This is a genomic window from Pseudomonas sp. N2-3-1-14 (assembly GCF_041228395.1).
In the GTDB taxonomy this organism is placed as follows: domain Bacteria; phylum Pseudomonadota; class Gammaproteobacteria; order Pseudomonadales; family Pseudomonadaceae; genus Aquipseudomonas.
This window is the reverse complement of sequence record NZ_CP166199.1, coordinates 4,638,924-4,657,161: the sequence shown is the minus strand read 5'-3', so window position 1 is coordinate 4,657,161 and position 18,238 is coordinate 4,638,924. Positions and strand designations below refer to the sequence as shown.

Here is an 18,238-nt window from a genome sequence, read left to right as displayed (position 1 = left end):
GGCCCAAACATGGCAAATCGACACATTTCGCGCCAACTGTGTAAAGTTATCGAAGGTCGTGCTAGTTTATTGTCAATTCCTCGTATGCGTGGGCAAAACGTCAGTCAGAACATAGAGTTGGCGCCACGTTTTAAAGCGGTTTGGATGTTGCTAAACCCCTTATTTTTCAGCATTTTTTATTAGAGGCACGGGATTACATGGAAATCGGTCTGCGCGAGTGGCTGATCGTCATCGGCATTATTGTCATTGCCGGTATTCTTTTTGATGGCTGGCGCCGCATGCGCGGTGGCAAGGGCAAGCTCAAGTTCCGTCTGGACCGCAACCTGTCCAACTTGCCTGACGATGATGGCAGCGCCGAACTGCTGGGGCCGCCTCGCGTGCTGGATACCCATAAAGAGCCGCAACTGGACGAACACGACTTGCCGTCGATGAGCGCGCCGGTGCGTGAAGCCCGTGAACCGTCTTCCAAACGCGGTAAACGCGGCAGCGCCGCAGTTGCCGAGCCGCACCAGGGCGACCTGAACCTTGACGTCGATGATGGCCCGAGCTTCAGCAGCCGTGATGACGATTTCCCCGACGAGACCCCGACCAAAAGCGCGCCACGCCAGTCGGTCAATGACCAGCCGGCCGCTGAAGAAGTCTTGGTGATCAGCGTGATCTGCCGCGATGCCGCCGGTTTCAAAGGCCCGGCACTGTTGCAGAACATCCTGGAAAGCGGCTTGCGGTTTGGCGAGATGGATATTTTCCACCGTCACGAAAGCATGGCCGGTAACGGCGAAGTGCTGTTCTCCATGGCCAACGCGGTCAAGCCGGGCACCTTCGATCTGGACGACATCGACCTGTTCAGCACCCCGGCGGTGAGCTTCTTCCTCGGCCTGCCAGGCCCGCGTCACCCCAAACAAGCGTTCGACGTGATGGTGGCCGCGGCCCGCAAGCTGTCTCAGGAACTCAACGGCGAGCTCAAGGACGACCAACGCAGCGTCCTGACCGCCCAGACCATCGAACACTACCGTCAGCGCATCGTCGAGTTCGAGCGTCGCGCCCTGACACAGAAACGCTGAGGATTGGTCTTCAGCGTTGTCAGTAGAATAAGCGCACTAACATATTGAGCAGCTTCGGCTGCTCTTTTGCTTTCTGAGAGAACACCCATGACCGCCGCCCATACCCGCATCCTCCAATTGCGCGCTGAACTGGATCAGCACAATTACCGTTACCACGTGCTCGACGAGCCGAGCATTCCGGACGCCGAGTACGACCGGCTGTTCCACGAGCTCAAAGCCCTGGAAGCCGAGCATCCGGATTTGGTCACGCGTGATTCACCGACGCAGCGGGTCGGCAGTGCGGCGTTGTCGGCGTTCACTCAGGTGAAGCACGAAATACCGATGCTCAGCCTCGGTAACGCCTTTGACGAAACCACCATGCTCGAGTTTGATCGCCGGGTCACCGAAGGCCTCGACCTGCCGGTGGGCGATCTGTTTGGCGGCGGCGCGGCGGTGGAATACAGCTGTGAGCCCAAACTGGATGGCCTGGCGGTCAGCCTGCTGTATCAAGACGGTGAACTGGTACGCGGCGCCACCCGTGGCGATGGCACGACGGGCGAAGACATCAGCGTCAACGTGCGCACTGTGCGCAATATCCCGCTGAAGCTGCACGGCAGCGGCTGGCCGGCGACCCTGGAAGTGCGCGGCGAAGTGTTCATGTCCAAGGCCGGTTTCGAGCGCCTGAACGCCTCGCAGCTGGAAGTCGGCGGCAAGACCTTCGCCAACCCGCGCAACGCGGCGGCTGGCAGCCTGCGCCAGTTGGACTCGAAAATTACCGCCAGCCGCCCGCTGGAGTTCTGCTGCTATGGCATTGGCCAGGTCACCGCAGACATCAGCGACACCCACATCGGCAACTTGAAGCAGTTGCAGAAGTGGGGCATGCCGATCAGTCACGAACTGAAGCTGGCCAAGGGGATTCAGGAATGCCTGGACTACTACCGCGATATCGGCGAGCGGCGTAACAGCCTGGGTTATGAAATCGACGGCGTGGTGTTCAAGGTCAACAGCATTGCTGCCCAACGTGAACTGGGTTTTCGCGCGCGTGAACCGCGCTGGGCCATCGCGCATAAATTCCCGGCCATGGAAGAGCTGACTGAATTGCTCGACGTCGAATTTCAGGTCGGTCGTACCGGCGCCGTCACGCCCGTTGCGCGCCTCAAGCCGGTCAAGGTCGCGGGTGTGACCGTGTCCAACGCCACTTTGCACAACATGGATGAAGTCGCGCGCCTGGGCCTGATGATCGGCGATACGGTGATCATCCGCCGCGCCGGTGACGTGATCCCGCAAGTCGTCTCGGTGGTCACCGAACGCCGCCCGGAAAACGCCCGCGCGGTGCAGGTCCCCGAAAGCTGTCCGGTGTGTGGCTCCCACGTGGAGCGTACGCAACTGGTCAAGCGCAGCAAAGGCAAGGAAACCGTCAGCGAAGGCGCGGTGTACCGCTGCGTCGGGCGCCTGGCCTGTGGCGCGCAGCTCAAGCAGGCGATTATCCATTTTGTCTCGCGCCGTGCCATGGACATCGACGGCCTGGGCGACAAGACCATCGAGCAGTTGGTGGATGAAAAACTCATCGGTTCGCCGGCCGACCTCTACAAGCTCAAGTACGAGCAGATCATCGACCTGGAAGGCTTTGCCGATATTTCCAGCAAGAAGCTGATCACCGCCATCGAAAACAGCAAGACCCCAACCCTGGCGCGCTTTATCTACGCCTTGGGCATCCCGGATGTGGGCGAGGAGACCGCCAAGGTGCTGGCGCGCTCCCTGGCGTCTCTGGAGCGTGTGCAGAAGGCCTTGCCGGAAGTGCTGACGTACCTGCCCGACGTGGGCCTGGAAGTGGCGCACGAGATTCACAGCTTCTTTGAAGACAGCCATAACCAGGAGGTGATTGGCGCGCTGTTGTCGCCGGAGCAATGCGGCCTGCAACTGCAGGATCAGGGCGACCTGAGTGCCGAGTTCGCCGCCAGCACCACCTTGGGCGGCTTGCTCGACAAATTGCACGTGCCCAGCGTTGGGCCGGGCGCTGCGCAGAAACTGGCGGATAAATTCGGCTCTCTGGAAGGCGTAATCAAGGCCGACTGGCTGGACATGCGTCAGGCACTGCCTGAAAAGCAGGCCAAGGCCGTGCGCGAGTTTTTTGACAACCAAGACAATGCCAACCACGCCCAGGCCATCGAGCAGCAGCTCAAGGACTTCGGCATGCACTGGCAGAGCGAGAAGAAGGTCGTCGAAGGCTTGCCCGAAGCAGGGCACACCTGGGTGCTCACCGGTTCACTGGAGCTGATGAGCCGCGATGTGGCCAAGGACAAGCTTGAAAGCCTTGGCGCCAAGGTCGCCGGCTCCGTCTCGGCGAAAACCCACTGTGTGGTGGCCGGGCCGGGCGCTGGCTCGAAATTGGCCAAGGCCAGCGAACTGGGTTTGAAGGTGTTGGACGAAGAAGCGTTCGTGGTATTCCTGGCCAAGCACAACATCACGGTCTGACGGCGCGTGCGGGGAGTGGGCTGCTGCTTATTGCGGCGAGCGGGCTTGCCCAGCGTCGGCCTGCGCAGCAGCCCCCTCACCAGTGGAACGATCTCTCACGGGAAATGATCTAGTCTTGGTCACCCAGAGAGAGATCGCCATGTTCCGCTACTTCGAGCAACTCAGTTCACGCATCGCAGCACCGTTCACGGCGGGCGCATCTCGTAACAGCAAGGTGTGGCAGTGCCGCTGTGGCCAATCGCTGTTCTTTCGCAACAGCCAGTGCCTCGCTTGCCAGGCGCTGCTCGGTTATCAGCCGCAGCAAAGCCGCGTATCGTCCTTACAGCCGGGCCCGGTTGTCGGGACCTGGCTGCAGGACGACAACCTTGACGCCGGCGCCTTCCGTCGCTGTGCCAACCTCGACACTCCCGCCGCCTGCAACTGGCTGATCCCGGCGCACAGTACGGCGCCGCTGTGCGTGGCGTGCAGTCTGAACCGCACCATTCCCGACCTGTCGATCGCGGAAAACGCCGAACGCTGGCGCAAGGTCGAAACTGCCAAGCACCGTTTGGTGGCGCAACTGATCAGCCTCGGCCTGCAAGTGGTGCCCAAAAGCGTCGATGAAGACAACGGCCTGGCCTTCGACTTCGTCGGCGTCGACCTGGAAGGCAATGCTCCGATGACGGGCCACGCCAACGGTCTGATTACCCTCGACATCAAGGAAGCCGACGACGCCCACCGTGAGAAAGTTCGCGTACAAATGCGCGAGCCTTACCGCACGCTGCTTGGCCACTTTCGCCATGAGGTCGGCCATTACTACTGGGACCGCCTGATCGCCGATACCCACTGGCTTGAACCTTTTCGCGCCTTGTTCGGCGACGAACGCGCCAGCTACGCCGATGCACTCGACCATCATTACCAGAACGGCCCACGCCCCGACTGGCAGCAGACTTGCGTCAGCGCCTACGCCACCATGCACCCTTGGGAAGACTGGGCCGAAACCTGGGCCCACTACCTGCACATGATGGACGCCGTCGACACCGCCCTGGGCTTTGGCATGAGTGCCCGTGAGATGGACCTGGATTACCAGCCGTTTCCCCTCAGCACCCTTTACGACCCCGAACACCCAGGCGGTACGGCGTTCCTGTCGTTCGTCAACGCCTGGATTGAACTGGCCGGCATGCTCAACGAACTGTCGCGCAGCATGGGCCAGCCGGATTTTTATCCCTTTGTGCTGCCGCCGGCGGTGATCGCCAAGCTGCACTTTATTCACTTGGTCATCCAGGAAGAGGGCGGCAGGGCAGATGAAGCCGTGATTCTGTAGCGGCACAAGTGCTTGAGCCCCTTGATTTTTTAATCCTGAACCAACGGTTGTAACTTCCGATGAGATCGGTACAATGGCGCGGCTTGCCGAGAGGCGAGCGTCGTTATGGTGACCCCATCGGTCCCCCCGCAACGATTACCCGTGAACCTGGTCAGAGCCGGAAGGCAGCAGCCACAGCGGGAACATTGTGTGCCGGGGTGTGGCTGGTGGGGTTGCCTCCATAACGCTCTCCCGCAACCCCCTCTGTTTCAAATCAAAAAACGTTTCTTCAGTCATCTGCCCATCTGTAGTGCGCAGCCATGACGGCTTTTTGCTGGACAACCTTCGACCGTCTGCTAGCGTCAATCATGGGTTTTTTTCAAAAAATGACCGTGGTGCTGGAGTAGTAAAGAAGTGATGGCACTCCTTCAATCAGAAAGGATGATTGCCATGCACAGCCTCCAAGGTTTACCCAGTCGTATCAGTGGTTCCGTCGGCACCCCCGGCAAGGCCCGTAATGATTCCGATGATGTTCGATCCATTCAGAATCTATTCAACCTGATCACCGCCAAACCCGCTTCGCCTTTGCTGGTGGATGGCAAGTGCGGCCCGCTGCTGGTCCAGCGCATCAAGGACTATCAATCCAATCGTCTCAAGGTCGCCACACCCGACGGCGTGATTGACCCGGCAGGCCGAACGTTCAGCGCCCTGCTCGAAGACGCGCGCAAGACAACTCCCGTGACCCCGGCCAACGACTCGGCCGGTACCGCTGTCGCCCCAACCCCGCCACGCCCTCCGGCGCCTGCCCCGGCCCAACCAGACACACTGCATTGGGTTACAAAAGCCACCTGTGATGGACGTGTGACGCTGACCGATGCTGACTTTCAAAGCGCCGCGACAGCACTGGGCAGCGGTATCTCGGTGAACATCATCAAGGCGTTCGCCACTGTGGAATCTGGTGGGCGATCCGGCTTCGGCCCGGCCCAGATGCCGGTGATCGCGTATGAAGGTCACATCTTTCGCAAATACACCCAGCAGAAGTACGACAAGGCCTATCCCCTCCTGTCATACCCCTACCGGGAAAAAGCCGGCCCGCAATGGAAAGCCAACAACAAAACCCAGGCGGTGGCGTGGCAGACCCTGGCCGATGCGTTCAAGTTAAATCAGGAAGCGGCGTTGATGTCGGCGTCGTACGGCATGTTTCAGATCATGGGCTTCAACTTCGCCGCCTGCGGTTACAAGAGCGTCTTCGATTTCGTCAGCGCGATGAAACTCAACGCCGGCCAGCAGTTGATGGCGTTCGTCGGTTTTTGCCGCAAGAACCCGGCCTTGTTCAAGGCCATGAAGAACAAGGACTTCGCGGGCATGGCTGCCCAATACAACGGGGCGGATTATGGTGATTACGACAAGCGAATCCAGAAAGCCTTTGAGGCGCTGGAGAGGAAAAAGTAGCCGTGCGTGACGGTTGTTTCACAACGTGCAAAGCGCCCACTGGACAACCCAAAACCATCTTGTTAGTTTCCGCCAGCCACTTGTTTCGAGGTGTAACAAGAGCGCTGCATTGATATTGAAGTGCCAGCACTTCTTTAACTTACAAGGATGTCAGTGATGAAAAGCCTGCAAGGATTGCCCCGTCTTATCAGTGCTTCGGTGGGCGCGCCCGGTAAAGCGCGCAACTTGCCTGCCGATGTTCAGTGCATCCAGTATTTATTCAATTTGATCATTCCCAAGATGGGTTTTCCGCTGGCCGAAAATGGCAAGTGCGACGGCCAGTTGGTGCAGTGCATCAGCCAGTATCAGTTTCGCCACCTTAAATACGCGCACCCCGATGGGGTGATCGACCCCACCGGTCGTACGTTCAACAGCCTGATCGAAGAAGCGGTGAAAGTGCCGGTGAAGGCGTTTCCGACGATGCGCATTCCAAGCTTTCTCAACGCGTTCGGCAATAACAACGGCGATGCGGTGCAGGCCACGGTCAATGTGTACCTGGACCGCATGCGTGCGATGATCGAGGCCGAGCGACGCAACCGGCAATTGATGCTACAGCCCACGTGCGACGGCGGCATGACGCTCACCGAAACCGACTTCCAGAACGCCGCCACACAGTTGGGCAGCGGTATTTCGGTGAATATCATCAAGGCGTTCGCCACCGTGGAGTCCGGCGGGCGTTCCGGTTTCGGGCCGGCCCAGCTGCCGGTGATCGCTTTTGAAGGGCACCTGTTTCGCAAGTACACCAAGCACATCTACGACCAGGCACATCCACTGCTGTCGTATGTCTACGTGAGGAAGGCCGGGCCGCAGTGGCAAGTCAACAACAAGGACCAGGCCAAGGCCTGGGAAACCATGGCCACCGCCTTTGCGCTGGATCAGGAAGCGGCCTTGATGTCGGCGTCCTGGGGTATGTTCCAGATCATGGGGTTCAACTACGCCTCCTGTGGTTACAAGACCGTGTTCGAATTTGCCGCGGCATTGAAGATCAATGCCGGCAACCAATTAAAGGCGTTCCTCGGTTTTTGCAGCAAAAGCCCGGCGTTGATCAAAGCCATGAAAGACAAAGACTACGTGGCCATGGCGCGAAACTATAACGGCGAGGATTACGGCGACTATGACCGCCGTATCAAGAAGGCCTACGAAGCACTGGAAGGGAAGAAATAAGATGATGCGTTTTCTGGCAGTGGGTGTTTTGTCGTTGTGCGCTATCGCGCCTGCATGTGCAGACGAAACAGCCTTGCACTCAGGCAAGTACGAAGGGCTGATGCTGGCGGTCACCCCTGAGCATCAAGTCGAAGGTTTCTATTCGGAAGCGTTGGGTGAGGGCGTAACCCGCACCTGTACGTTTTACCTGCAAGGCGCGCCCGAAGCGCTGACGACCTGGGTCGACGACGCCTACCCTGGCAGCGTGACGGCCTCGTCCGATGGCGTGACGCTGACCGTGGAACAAGGCCGCCAGCACCCCGGTTGCCTCAGCGTGCTGATGCCGGAAATCGCCACCGGGCTGGACCTGACCCAAACCGCCAGCAAACAGTGGATCGGCCTGGTGACGGTCACTGCCGACAAGGCTTACCTGCTCAAAACCCCTGGCGAAAGCGCGGGCAAGCGTCCGTATATCGTCAAGGACGATGTGGTCGGCGTACTGGCTTTCAAGGACGGCTGGGCTCAGGTTGAATTCACCAATGCCAAGGACCGCTCGTTCACCGGCTGGATCCGCCAGGATCAATACAGCCGCCTGACTGCGCCCAAAAGCTGAACCGCGCCCCTCTACCAGGACAAGTCTTACCTGCCGGTCGGGACGCTGCGTGTCGATGAGGTGATGTGCGCAAAAGTGACGGATGGGCGCGGCAAACCCGAAACCTTCTACGTGTTTACCCACGATGATGCCTTCATGCTTGCCCCGATCACGCCGCGTGGCGCAATCAATGTCCCTATGAAGGACAAGATCTTCGATTACCTGTTGAGCCATCAGCAGAAGGTGTTCACCGGTATCGAGGGCTCATTTGTAAAGCTCACCGGTAATCGGGTGCTGCGCTATGTAACGGTGCCGGGCTACAAACCAGGGATGGCGGCTGTGGATGAGTTTGCGATCGTCAACCCGTGCCCGGGCGCGCAGCCGCCAGAGCCTGCTGCGCAGCACTGAGCCAACCCCTGCGCCGCAACGTGTCATGCACGTTGCGGCATTTTTATGCCCGGGGTTCAGGCCTTGTTGCGGTTGAACAGCTTGCGGATCACGGCGAACAGCGCCACAACGCCGACCATCAGGAACTTCTTCGCCGCCAGCAGGAAGATGCCGATCTTGGCAAACAACCCGGCCTTGGCCGCTATCCCGCCGGCCACCAGGGCCGCCAGGCCATAAGTGGCCAGCTTGTCGGTCTTGGGGTTGAAGTCGGTGTACAGGTTGCCGTCGGTGAAGTTGGTAAAGGCCAAAACCTTGGGCATTTCCTGCTTGATGGTGGACAGGTCGGCCATGGCGGCGACGGCGTTGAGTTCCAGCACGCCTTCACGGCCCAGCACGCGGATGCTGTAGTTGAGGGTGGTTTGCTGGGCGTCGTCGGCTTTCAGCTCGCGCGCCCAGTACATTTTGTGGGTGGCATCGTCGTAGCGCGGCGGTTCGGCCCAGCCCAGCAGGTGCAGGCCGGCGTAGCCTTGTTTCTGGCGTTGCTTGTTATCTTCCTCGTCTTCTTCCTGCATTTGCTTGAGCAGTTCGGCGTAGTCGATTTTTGCCGCGTCCTCGTCGGAAACGTGCCCGTCAGCCTTGTAGCTGACGATCACGCCCCAGCCGCGTTCCGACAAGGGGCTGACTGCTTTTGGCACGATCATGCCCAGGGTTTTGAAGCCGGGTGGGTTGCCCCAGCCATCGGTCAACAGGCGCTCGGTGTCGGCGGGGTCGAGGTAGTAGAACTCGTCGTTGAGCTTGAGCGTGGCAATGCCACTGGGCAGCGTGACCGTGCCGGTCTTCTGCTTGAGTGAGGCGAGGAAGTGTTCAGCCGTTTCAGCCGGCGCGCTGGCGTCGGCGGGCGCAGGTGCAGCAAAGACGGGTAGGGCAGACAGGCTCAGCGCAGCCGCCGCTATCAACACGCGGAAGTAATTCATGGTAGTCCCTTACATTTTGAATTAATTTCGCGGAAGAATACTGAAATTTGCTGCCCGGGTCAGCCAAAAGTCTCCCGCAGCAGCCCGGCAAACGCGTCCCGTGCCAAATGCCGCTGGGTGTCCTTGTGCCAGAACAGCAGGTTGTCCACGGCCTGCAGCTCTTCAAACCGGTAGGAGGCCAACTGATTGGCCTGCTCATAGCGGGCGAGGATGCCTTCCGGCGCCAATGCCACGCCAATCCCCGCACTGACACAACCGATGATCGTGCCCCAGCTGGCATAGCTGGCGATGCTCGGTTTGAAAGCATGCGGTTTGACCCAGTTCTCCAGCGCCGCGCGATACGGACAGCCCGCAGGCCATACCAGCAGCGTACGACCGGCCAGGTCTTGGGCACTGTTGATCGGGGCGCTGGACGCGCTGGCGATCAGCACCAGGCGTTCGCTGTAGACCACGCTGTGTTCAAGCTTGGCGCGTTTGCCACCACAGGCCACCAGCGCCACATCGAGGCGATGGTGTTGCAGGTCGTCCAGCAACTGCGCCCAGGCGCCAGTGACCAGCTCGAGCGAGACGTCCGGGTAGCGCCGATGGTATTCCGCCAGCAAGGGCGGCAGGCGGCCGCTGGCGCTGGACTCCACCGCGCCGATGCGCAAGGTGCCGCGGGGGATGGCGTCGGCATCCACCGCGCGTTTGGATTCGTCTACCAGCGCCAGAATGCGCTCGCAGTAGTCCAGGAAGATTTCCCCGGCGGCACTGATTGCCAACCCGCGCCCGGCACGGATAAACAAGGGCGTGCCCAACTCGCTTTCCAACTGCTTGATCCGCGTGGTGATGTTGGACGGCACGCAATGCAATTGCAGGGCGGCCTGGGCCACGCTGCCGGTTTGCGCCACGGCTCGCACCATTTTCAGTTGGGCCAGTTCCATTGCTCAGTTCCAGTGATTTCAGAAGTCAGAAACGCTTAATTGTCCTGCGCCTTGCCGGGGCCAAGACTGACGGCATCCTACTCAGTTGCCGGACGCCGCCGATGAATACCCCGTCACCCGCAAAGCTTACGCTAGTCATCTCCGGCGTCATCCTCTGTTGGGCCTATTCGCCGATTGGCGTGCACATGGGGTTGCACAGCTACAACCCCGGCCAGTTGGCGTTGCTGCGATTTCTGATTGCGTCGGTGTTCATGGGCGGTGTGGCATTGGCGGTAGGCATTGGCCGGCCGCGTTTGCGCGACCTGCCGTGGTTACTGGTGCTGGGGTTCTTTGGCGTGTTTTTGCACCACACCAGCCTCAATTATGGGCAGCAATGGGTGACGGCGGCGGCGTCGAGCGTGCTGGCGCAGTCGGCGCCACTGTTCAGTGTGCTGATCGCGTGTTTGTGTTTGAAAGAGCGCGTCAGTGCCTGGCGCTGGGGCTGTGTGTTGCTGGGCTTGCTTGGCGTGCTGGTGGTGATCTGGGGCGATCATGGCGTGGGCGATATTGACCCGCGCGGTTTGCTGATTGTGCTGGCGGCGGTGTCATGGAGCGTGTATTTCGCCATCCAGAAACACTATGCCCATCGCTACAGCCCGCTGACCATGGCGTGTTACATGGTGTGGGCGGGCACCCTGATGCTGTGCGTGAACCTGCCAGGCCTGGCCAATGCCGTGGAGCAGGCACCGCTGGCGGAAAACCTCGCGGTGCTGATCCTAGGCATTTTCCCCAGCGCCCTGGCGTACCTCGCCTGGGCCTATGTGTTGAAGCACGTCGAGGTCAGCCGAGCGTCGGTGGCGATGTACCTGATCCCGCCGGTCGCGATGGTGATGGCCGCGACGCTGCTGGGCGAGCACATTGCCGTGCAGGTGATGCTGGGCGGTGTGATGGTGCTGGCCAGCGTGGCGGCCATCAGCCTGGAGGGCCGCTGGCGGTCAGTCGCTCATGCAGAACGCGCGCAGCCGGTGGCCATCGAGGTCCTGGGCGACAAAGGTGTAGCCGAAATCCAAACGGGTCGGTGACTGGATGATGGTTGCGCCGCGCGCCACCCACTGAGCGTGCAGGGCGTCTACGGCGGCCTGGTCTGGCAGGGAAAAGCCCACCTCACCGCCGCCGCCGGTCATCTGGGCCGCAGGCTCCACCGTGTGGCGCGACCACAGCCCCAGCTTTACGCCGTTGTCGAGGATGAACAGGGCAAAGGTGGGGTTCAGTTCAACCGGCGGCTTATCCAGCAGGCGGCTATAAAAGTTGGCACTGGTGGCCGGGCTGTCGACGTAGAGCAGGAAGTAATGGGCGACGGTGTGCATTGTAGACTCCTTGGGAATGGGCGTTCAAGTGCGCCCAGTCTAGAGGGATGCCCTGTCAGTTCTTGTCAGGAGTGAGCGGTGATCGCTCACTTTCGCCGGTGTACAGGTTGATGATGTCGTCGATTTCCCCCGACATCTTCATCCGCAGCAGCGTACGCAAGATCCGCTGTACCGGCACGTTCGGGTCGTTGCGCACGATGCAACCCAGGCTTTGCTCGTCGATGATCGCGACCTTTTGCAGCCGCTGGTTCGGCGGCAGGTTCAAATTGAAGCGTTCGAGTATCCATTCGTTAATCACGGCGTATTCAAAACGCCCGGCGACCAGCTTTTGCAGCACCAAGGCTTCGCTGCGCGAATCGTCGCGGGTGAGCTGGCCAGTGGCAAACAATGGGTCGAGCACAGCGTAGCGGTAGTTGAGCACCGTGCCGATCGGCTGAGGCGTCAGCGTACCGACTTCTGCAGGCTGCGGCGTCGCGTGGCGGCTTACCAGCACATTGCGTTGCACCATCAGCGGCACGCTCCAGGTGTAGTCGCCGGACAGGCTGTCGACCCAGTCCTGGGCGACATAACAGCGCACATCGATGTCGCCATGCGCCATGGCGTTGGCGATGCGTGCCCGCGCCAGCACGTGAAACTCGGCCGGGCGCCCGATCTGGGTGGCCAGGCTTAACATCAAGTCATACAAAATGCCTTGGGTGGGCTGGCTGTCCTCCACCTGGGCCATCGGCATCGCCCAGCTGTCGGAAACCGAGAAACGCAACGGCGCAGGCGCCGCGAGGCTGGCAAGGGAAATCATCCATAAGGCGCCCAGGACTACGCGCATACACTCTCCGGGTTCAGGCCTTTGCGGGGCCATTGAGCAGAGCTTAGTCAGATTAGACGAGCGTGCCGGATGCAATTTCCCCCTTGCTCCGCTAGCATTACCGGCTTCCGCTTCCCAGTTGCGACGGTTTTCGATGAGTTATCAGGTTCTTGCACGTAAATGGCGTCCGCGCTCGTTCCGCGAAATGGTCGGCCAGACCCATGTGCTCAAGGCTCTGATCAATGCCTTGGACAGCCAACGGCTGCACCACGCCTACCTGTTCACCGGCACGCGAGGGGTGGGCAAGACCACCATCGCGCGCATCATCGCCAAATGCCTGAACTGTGAAACCGGTATCACTTCCACGCCTTGCGGCACGTGTTCGGTGTGCCGCGAGATCGATGAAGGGCGTTTCGTCGACCTGATCGAGATCGACGCCGCGAGCCGCACCAAGGTCGAAGACACCCGCGAGTTGCTCGATAACGTGCAGTACGCACCGAGCCGTGGCCGCTTCAAGGTCTACCTGATCGACGAAGTGCACATGCTTTCCAGCCATTCCTTCAACGCGTTGTTGAAAACCCTGGAAGAGCCGCCGCCGTACGTCAAATTCATCCTGGCCACCACCGACCCGCAGAAACTTCCTGCAACGATTCTGTCGCGGTGCCTGCAGTTTTCCCTGAAAAACATGACCCCTGAGCGCGTGGTCGAGCATTTGACTCACGTGCTGGGTGTCGAGAACGTGCCGTTCGAAGACGACGCGCTGTGGCTGCTTGGCCGCGCGGCCGATGGTTCGATGCGCGATGCCATGAGCCTCACCGACCAGGCCATCGCCTTTGGCGAAGGCAAGGTGATGGCCGCCGACGTGCGCGCTATGCTCGGTACCCTCGACCATGGCCAGGTGTTCGACGTGCTGCACGCGCTGATCGAGGGCGACGCCAAGGCGTTGCTCGAGGCGGTGCGCCACTTGTCGGAACAAGGCCCGGACTGGAACGGCGTGCTGTCGGAAATCCTCAACGTCTTGCACCGCGTTGCGATTGCCCAGGCGTTGCCTGAAGGTGTCGACAACGGCCATGGCGACCGCGACCGCGTATTGGCGCTGGCCCAGGCATTGCCGGCCGAAGATGTGCAGTTCTACTACCAGATGGGCCTGATCGGGCGCCGCGACCTGCCGCTGGCACCGGACCCGCGCGGTGGCTTTGAAATGGTCCTGCTGCGGATGCTGGCGTTCCGACCGGCGGATGCGGCCGACGCGCCGAGACAGCCGCTAAAGCCAGTGGGGATCAGCCAGGCCACAGTTGATTCCGCCAAACCAGTGGCTGGCGCGGCCGTAGTCGCGCCAGTAGTTGCTGCGCCTGCGCCTGAGCCGGTAGTGGCTGCGCCAGAGCCGGTGACGGCTGCGCCAGCCATCGCGCCGGCGCCGGTGACCGAGCCTGAGCCCGAAGCCGTGGTCGACCTGCCGTGGAATGACCCGGTAGACGCCGAGCCCGAAGTGGAACTGCAGCCTGCCGTGGAGCCCGTGCTGGAAACCAGCGGTGAGCAGCCCGAACTCACGCCGATGCCGACGCCGACGCCCGACAGCGTGGTGCCGGACGCACCCGAGTGGGTGTCTGCCCCGGTTCCAGAGCCGACCGTCGCCCAGGTTGAAGCCGCAATACCCGGCATCGACCTCGATGATGAACCGCCGCTGGACGAAGATTACATCGAGCCGGACATGGATTCGGCCTACAGCTACCTCGATGACCTGGCCAGCGAACACACCGCTGAGCCTGCACCCGAGCCCGAGGCGGAACCGGCTGCGGCCCCGGCCACCGGCCTGGCGCTGCAATGGCTAGAATTGTTTCCGAAGTTGCCGATCTCCGGCATGACCGGCAGCATCGCCGCCAACTGCACCTTGATTGCCATCGATGGCGATCACTGGCTGTTGCACCTGGACCCGGCGCACAGCGCGCTGTTCAACGCGACCCAGCAACGCCGGCTCAACGATGCATTGAACCAGTACCATGAGCGCACGCTGACCATCACCATCGAGTTGATCAAGCCCGAGCAGGAAACCCCGGCCCAGGCCGCAACACGCCGACGCATCAACCGTCAGCGCGATGCCGAGAACTCTATCCAGGCTGATCCGCTCATCCAGCAAATGATGCAACAGTTCGGTGCGGTCGTGCGTCACGATACTATTGAACCTGTCGAAGCCCCGGTGCCCCAAGCTTCATGACACCGGGCTATTAATTGATCCACGTACTTTTGAGGTGATTCCCATGATGAAAGGTGGCATGGCCGGCCTGATGAAGCAGGCACAGCAGATGCAGGAAAAGATGGCCAAGATGCAGGAAGAACTGGCCAACGCCGAAGTCACCGGTAAAGCCGGTGGCGATATGGTTAGCGTGGTGATGACCGGTCGTCACGACATCAAGCGCGTGAGCATCGACCCAAGCGTATTGCCAGGCACCAGCGAAGATGACCTGGAAATGCTTGAAGCGCTGTTCGCCGCGGCCGTCAACGACGCCGTGCGCAAGATCGAAGCCAACAGCCAGGACAAAATGTCCGGCGTGACCGCTGGCATGCAACTGCCACCGGGCATGAAGATGCCGTTCTGATGGTCTAGCCTTGGCTAGAATCAAATGCCAGGCCCAGTGCCTGGCATTTTTGTTTGTGCCGATCCAATCGAACCCTGGCGTGGCAAGCATGGTCTGCACCCTATACCGACGCATTCGATAAAGGAGCCCCCTCATGCCTCAAGAACCCATTCTCAACCAGCGCATCGTGCTGGTCTCGCGCCCGCAAGGTGCGCCAACCCCGGAAAACTTTCGCCTGGAGCGCGTGAATCTGCCGGAGCTGGCGGACGGCCAGGTGCTCTTGAAAACGCTGTACCTGTCGCTCGACCCGTACATGCGCGGCCGCATGAGCGACGCACCGTCCTACGCCGCACCAGTGGAAATCGACGAGGTAATGACCGGTGGCGCTGTCAGCCGTATCGAACAGTCGCGTAATCCGAAATTTGAAGTTGGCGACCTGGTCGTCGGTTCCACGGGCTGGCAGAGCCACAGCATCAGCGACGGCCGTAACCTGATGCCGGTGCCCGGTGGCCTGGCCAGCCCGTCGATGGCGCTGGGTGTGCTGGGGATGCCGGGCATGACGGCGTACATGGGGTTGATGGATATTGGTCAGCCCCAGGCCGGCGAAACCCTGGTGGTCGCGGCGGCGTCCGGCGCAGTCGGCTCGGTGGTGGGCCAGGTGGCCAAGCTCAAGGGCTTGCGCGTGGTGGGCATCGCCGGTGGCGCGGACAAGTGCCGCTACGTGGTGGACGAGCTGGGTTTTGACGCCTGCATCGATCACAAGAGCGCCAACTTTGCCCATGAGCTGGCCCTGGCGTGCTCCAACGGCGTGGACATCTATTATGAAAACGTCGGTGGCAAGGTCTTCGACGCGGTATTGCCGCTGCTCAATCCCAAGGCACGCATTCCCTTGTGCGGCCTGATTGCCGGCTACAACGCCCATGAAGCCCCAAGCGGGCCGGACCGGCTGCCCGCGTTGCAACGCACTTTGCTGACCAAACGCGTGCGCATCCAGGGTTTTATCGTGTTTGACGACTACGGCGATCGCCAGCCCGAATTCCTCAGCGCCATGGCGCCGTGGGTGCGGGACGGCAAGATCAAGTTCCGCGAAGACGTGGTGGAGGGCCTGGAGCAGGCGCCTGAAGCCTTTATCGGTTTGCTCGAGGGACGCAACTTCGGCAAGTTGGTGGTACGCGTCGCGCAGGATTGACCATTTGACGCTAATCCGGGGCGCGGGTATAAACCGCGTCTCGTTGTTTTGTCGGACCATTCGCTCATGAGCTTCAGCCCCCTGATTCGCCAACTGATCGACGCCTTGCGCACCTTGCCGGGTGTCGGTCAGAAAACCGCCCAGCGTATGGCGCTGCAACTGCTGGAGCGTGATCGCAGCGGTGGCACCCGGTTGGCCCAGGCCTTGAGCCAAGCCATGACCGGTGTGGGCCACTGTCGCCAGTGCCGCACCCTCACCGAAGAAGACCTTTGCCCGCAATGCGCCGACCTGCGTCGCGACGACACGCTGCTGTGCGTGGTGGAAGGGCCGATGGATGTGTACGCGGTGGAACAGACCGGCTATCGCGGGCGCTACTTCGTGCTCAAGGGCCATTTGTCGCCGCTCGATGGCCTGGGGCCGGAAGCCATCGGCATTCCGCAACTGGTGGCGCGCATAGAAGAGCAGGGCACGTTCACCGAGGTGATCCTGGCGACCAACCCGACGGTGGAAGGCGAAGCCACCGCGCATTACATCGCCCAGCTGCTGACCAACAAAGGCTTGATCACCTCGCGCATCGCCCATGGCGTGCCGTTGGGCGGCGAGCTGGAATTGGTGGACGGCGGGACGCTGGCGCATTCGTTTGCAGGCCGCAAGCCGATCGCCCTCTAAGCCACACCGCTGTTCAAATGTGGGCGCAGGCAAGCCAGCTCCCACAGTGGTTTTGTGGTGTAAGGGGGACCTTGAAAACCAAGCAAGCGCTTGGTAATTTCGCTCCACCCCACCGTGGAGCTTGCCGATGTCTGCCTATCAGGACTACTTCGACCCCAGCCACCAATTGGTTCGCGACAGCGTGCGCCGTTTTGTCGAGCGCGAGATGTTGCCGGGCATTGAGCAATGGGAGGAAGCGCAAAGCTTTCCGCGTGAGCTGTACCTCAAGGCCGGCGCGGCGGGAATCCTTGGCATCGGTTACCCCGAAAGCCTGGGCGGCAGTCACGAAGGTGACCTGTTCGCCAAGGTCGCCGCCAGCGAAGAGCTGATGCGCTGCGGCTCCGGTGGTGTGGTGGCTGGCCTGGGTTCGCTGGATATCGGCCTGCCACCGGTCGTCAAATGGGCACGGCCCGAGGTGCGCGAGCGTGTTGCGCCTCCGGTATTGGCCGGCGAGAAGATCAGCGCGCTGGCGGTTACCGAGCCGGGTGGCGGCTCCGATGTCGCCAACCTGCAAACCCGCGCCATCCGCGATGGCGAGCATTACCGCGTGAGCGGCAGCAAAACCTTTATCACCAGTGGCGTGCGTGCCGACTTCTACACGGTCGCGGTGCGCACCGGCGGGCCGGGCTTTGGCGGCATCAGCTTATTGCTCATCGAGAAAGACACGCCCGGTTTCACGGTCGGCCAGCCGCTGAAGAAAATGGGTTGGTGGGCATCGGACACGGCTGAGTTGTTCTTCGACGATTGCCATGTGCCGGTGGGCAACCTGATCGGCGTCGAGAACATGGGCTTTGCCTGCATCATGGGCAACTTCCAGAGTGAGCGCCTGGCCCTGGCGCTGATGGCCAATATGACCGCGCAGCTTGCATTGGAGGAGAGTCTCAAATGGGCCGCCCAGCGCGAAGCGTTCGGCAAACCCATCGGCAAATTCCAGGTGCTCAAGCACCGGCTGGCGGAAATGGCCACGGCGGTGGAGGTTTCGCGGGAATTCACCTACCGCCAGGCGGCGAAGATGGCGGCCGGCAAAAGTGTGATCAAGGAGATTTCCATGGCCAAGAACCTGGCCACCGACACCGCCGACCGCGTGACTTATGACGCGGTGCAGATCCTTGGCGGCCAGGGTTACATGCGCGGCAATTTGGTGGAGCGGCTGTACCGCGACAATCGCATCCTGTCCATCGGCGGCGGCACGCGCGAGGTGATGAATGAAATCATCAGCAAGCAGATGGGGCTTTGATGGGTGGTGGTCTTTCGGGCGCTATCGCAGGCAAGCCAGCTCTCACATTGGAACGCGGTCACTTGTGGGAGCC

17 protein-coding genes and 1 other RNA gene are annotated in these 18,238 nt (G+C 61.1%); 14 read left to right on the top strand and 4 right to left on the bottom strand.

Annotation, left to right across the window (positions count from 1 at the left end; translation table 11 throughout):
- Nucleotides 1-197 precede the first annotated feature (197 nt).
- The 8 genes from zipA to AB5I78_RS21445 all read left to right on the top strand — a co-directional run bounded on the left by zipA (nucleotide 198) and on the right by AB5I78_RS21445 (nucleotide 8,431).
- On the top strand, nucleotides 198-1,061 hold the full coding sequence (gene zipA, locus AB5I78_RS21480) for a cell division protein ZipA (RefSeq protein ID WP_034119293.1): 864 nt from the start codon (nucleotides 198-200) through the stop codon (nucleotides 1,059-1,061).
- An 87-nt stretch (nucleotides 1,062-1,148) separates the two neighbouring features.
- The gene (ligA, locus tag AB5I78_RS21475; RefSeq protein WP_369301351.1) at nucleotides 1,149-3,515 is read left to right on the top strand and encodes an NAD-dependent DNA ligase LigA; all 2,367 of its coding nucleotides are present in this window, start codon (nucleotides 1,149-1,151) and stop codon (nucleotides 3,513-3,515) included.
- 139 nt (nucleotides 3,516-3,654) lie between these two features.
- Nucleotides 3,655-4,818: a putative zinc-binding metallopeptidase gene (locus tag AB5I78_RS21470; protein ID WP_369301447.1), complete on the top strand. Its 1,164-nt coding sequence runs from the start codon at nucleotides 3,655-3,657 to the stop codon at nucleotides 4,816-4,818.
- Nucleotides 4,819-4,933: 115 nt separating this feature from the next.
- Nucleotides 4,934-5,030: signal recognition particle sRNA small type (gene ffs / locus AB5I78_RS21465), an RNA gene on the top strand.
- A 217-nt stretch (nucleotides 5,031-5,247) separates the two neighbouring features.
- Nucleotides 5,248-6,249, top strand: coding sequence for an N-acetylmuramidase family protein (locus AB5I78_RS21460; RefSeq protein ID WP_369301350.1), 1,002 nt, complete (start codon nucleotides 5,248-5,250; stop codon nucleotides 6,247-6,249).
- A gap of 156 nt (nucleotides 6,250-6,405) precedes the next feature.
- Nucleotides 6,406-7,452, top strand: a complete 1,047-nt coding sequence (locus tag AB5I78_RS21455; protein ID WP_262208377.1) for an N-acetylmuramidase family protein — start codon at nucleotides 6,406-6,408, stop codon at nucleotides 7,450-7,452.
- A 1-nt stretch (nucleotide 7,453) separates the two neighbouring features.
- Nucleotides 7,454-8,044 (top strand): hypothetical protein, encoded by a 591-nt coding sequence (locus AB5I78_RS21450; RefSeq protein ID WP_145159080.1) that lies wholly within the window; start codon nucleotides 7,454-7,456, stop codon nucleotides 8,042-8,044.
- 63 nt (nucleotides 8,045-8,107) lie between these two features.
- A complete protein-coding gene (locus AB5I78_RS21445; protein WP_369301349.1) occupies nucleotides 8,108-8,431 on the top strand; it encodes a hypothetical protein in 324 nt (107 codons plus the stop codon).
- 56 nt (nucleotides 8,432-8,487) lie between these two features.
- Here AB5I78_RS21445 and AB5I78_RS21440 read toward each other — a convergent pair whose 3' ends face one another.
- Nucleotides 8,488-9,384, bottom strand: coding sequence for a DUF2167 domain-containing protein (locus AB5I78_RS21440; RefSeq protein WP_369301347.1), 897 nt, complete (start codon nucleotides 9,382-9,384; stop codon nucleotides 8,488-8,490).
- 59 nt (nucleotides 9,385-9,443) lie between these two features.
- Complete coding sequence (locus AB5I78_RS21435; protein ID WP_145159074.1) at nucleotides 9,444-10,307, bottom strand: LysR family transcriptional regulator; 864 nt, start codon at nucleotides 10,305-10,307, stop codon at nucleotides 9,444-9,446.
- Between the two features lie 101 nt (nucleotides 10,308-10,408).
- On the opposite strand from AB5I78_RS21435, the gene AB5I78_RS21430 reads away from it, so the two are divergent.
- Complete coding sequence (locus tag AB5I78_RS21430) at nucleotides 10,409-11,368, top strand: DMT family transporter (RefSeq protein ID WP_369301345.1); 960 nt, start codon at nucleotides 10,409-10,411, stop codon at nucleotides 11,366-11,368.
- Here AB5I78_RS21430 and AB5I78_RS21425 read toward each other — a convergent pair.
- Both AB5I78_RS21425 and AB5I78_RS21420 read right to left on the bottom strand, forming a co-directional pair.
- Nucleotides 11,282-11,653 (bottom strand): VOC family protein, encoded by a 372-nt coding sequence (locus tag AB5I78_RS21425; protein ID WP_369301343.1) that lies wholly within the window; start codon nucleotides 11,651-11,653, stop codon nucleotides 11,282-11,284. The genes AB5I78_RS21430 and AB5I78_RS21425 overlap by 87 nt on opposite strands.
- Before the next feature lie 55 nt (nucleotides 11,654-11,708).
- Nucleotides 11,709-12,476: a substrate-binding periplasmic protein gene (locus tag AB5I78_RS21420; RefSeq protein ID WP_369301342.1), complete on the bottom strand. Its 768-nt coding sequence runs from the start codon at nucleotides 12,474-12,476 to the stop codon at nucleotides 11,709-11,711.
- A 133-nt stretch (nucleotides 12,477-12,609) separates the two neighbouring features.
- On the opposite strand from AB5I78_RS21420, the gene dnaX reads away from it, so the two are divergent.
- From dnaX to AB5I78_RS21395, 5 genes are all read left to right on the top strand, one after another.
- The gene (gene dnaX / locus AB5I78_RS21415; protein WP_369301340.1) at nucleotides 12,610-14,670 is read left to right on the top strand and encodes a DNA polymerase III subunit gamma/tau; all 2,061 of its coding nucleotides are present in this window, start codon (nucleotides 12,610-12,612) and stop codon (nucleotides 14,668-14,670) included.
- Between the two features lie 43 nt (nucleotides 14,671-14,713).
- Nucleotides 14,714-15,052 (top strand): YbaB/EbfC family nucleoid-associated protein, encoded by a 339-nt coding sequence (locus tag AB5I78_RS21410; protein WP_083357362.1) that lies wholly within the window; start codon nucleotides 14,714-14,716, stop codon nucleotides 15,050-15,052.
- Between the two features lie 133 nt (nucleotides 15,053-15,185).
- The gene (locus AB5I78_RS21405) at nucleotides 15,186-16,220 is read left to right on the top strand and encodes an NADP-dependent oxidoreductase (RefSeq protein ID WP_369301338.1); all 1,035 of its coding nucleotides are present in this window, start codon (nucleotides 15,186-15,188) and stop codon (nucleotides 16,218-16,220) included.
- Between the two features lie 66 nt (nucleotides 16,221-16,286).
- Nucleotides 16,287-16,889, top strand: a complete 603-nt coding sequence (gene recR / locus AB5I78_RS21400; RefSeq protein ID WP_106576337.1) for a recombination mediator RecR — start codon at nucleotides 16,287-16,289, stop codon at nucleotides 16,887-16,889.
- A 127-nt stretch (nucleotides 16,890-17,016) separates the two neighbouring features.
- A complete protein-coding gene (locus AB5I78_RS21395; RefSeq protein WP_369301336.1) occupies nucleotides 17,017-18,165 on the top strand; it encodes an acyl-CoA dehydrogenase family protein in 1,149 nt (382 codons plus the stop codon).
- Nucleotides 18,166-18,238: the final 73 nt, after the last annotated feature.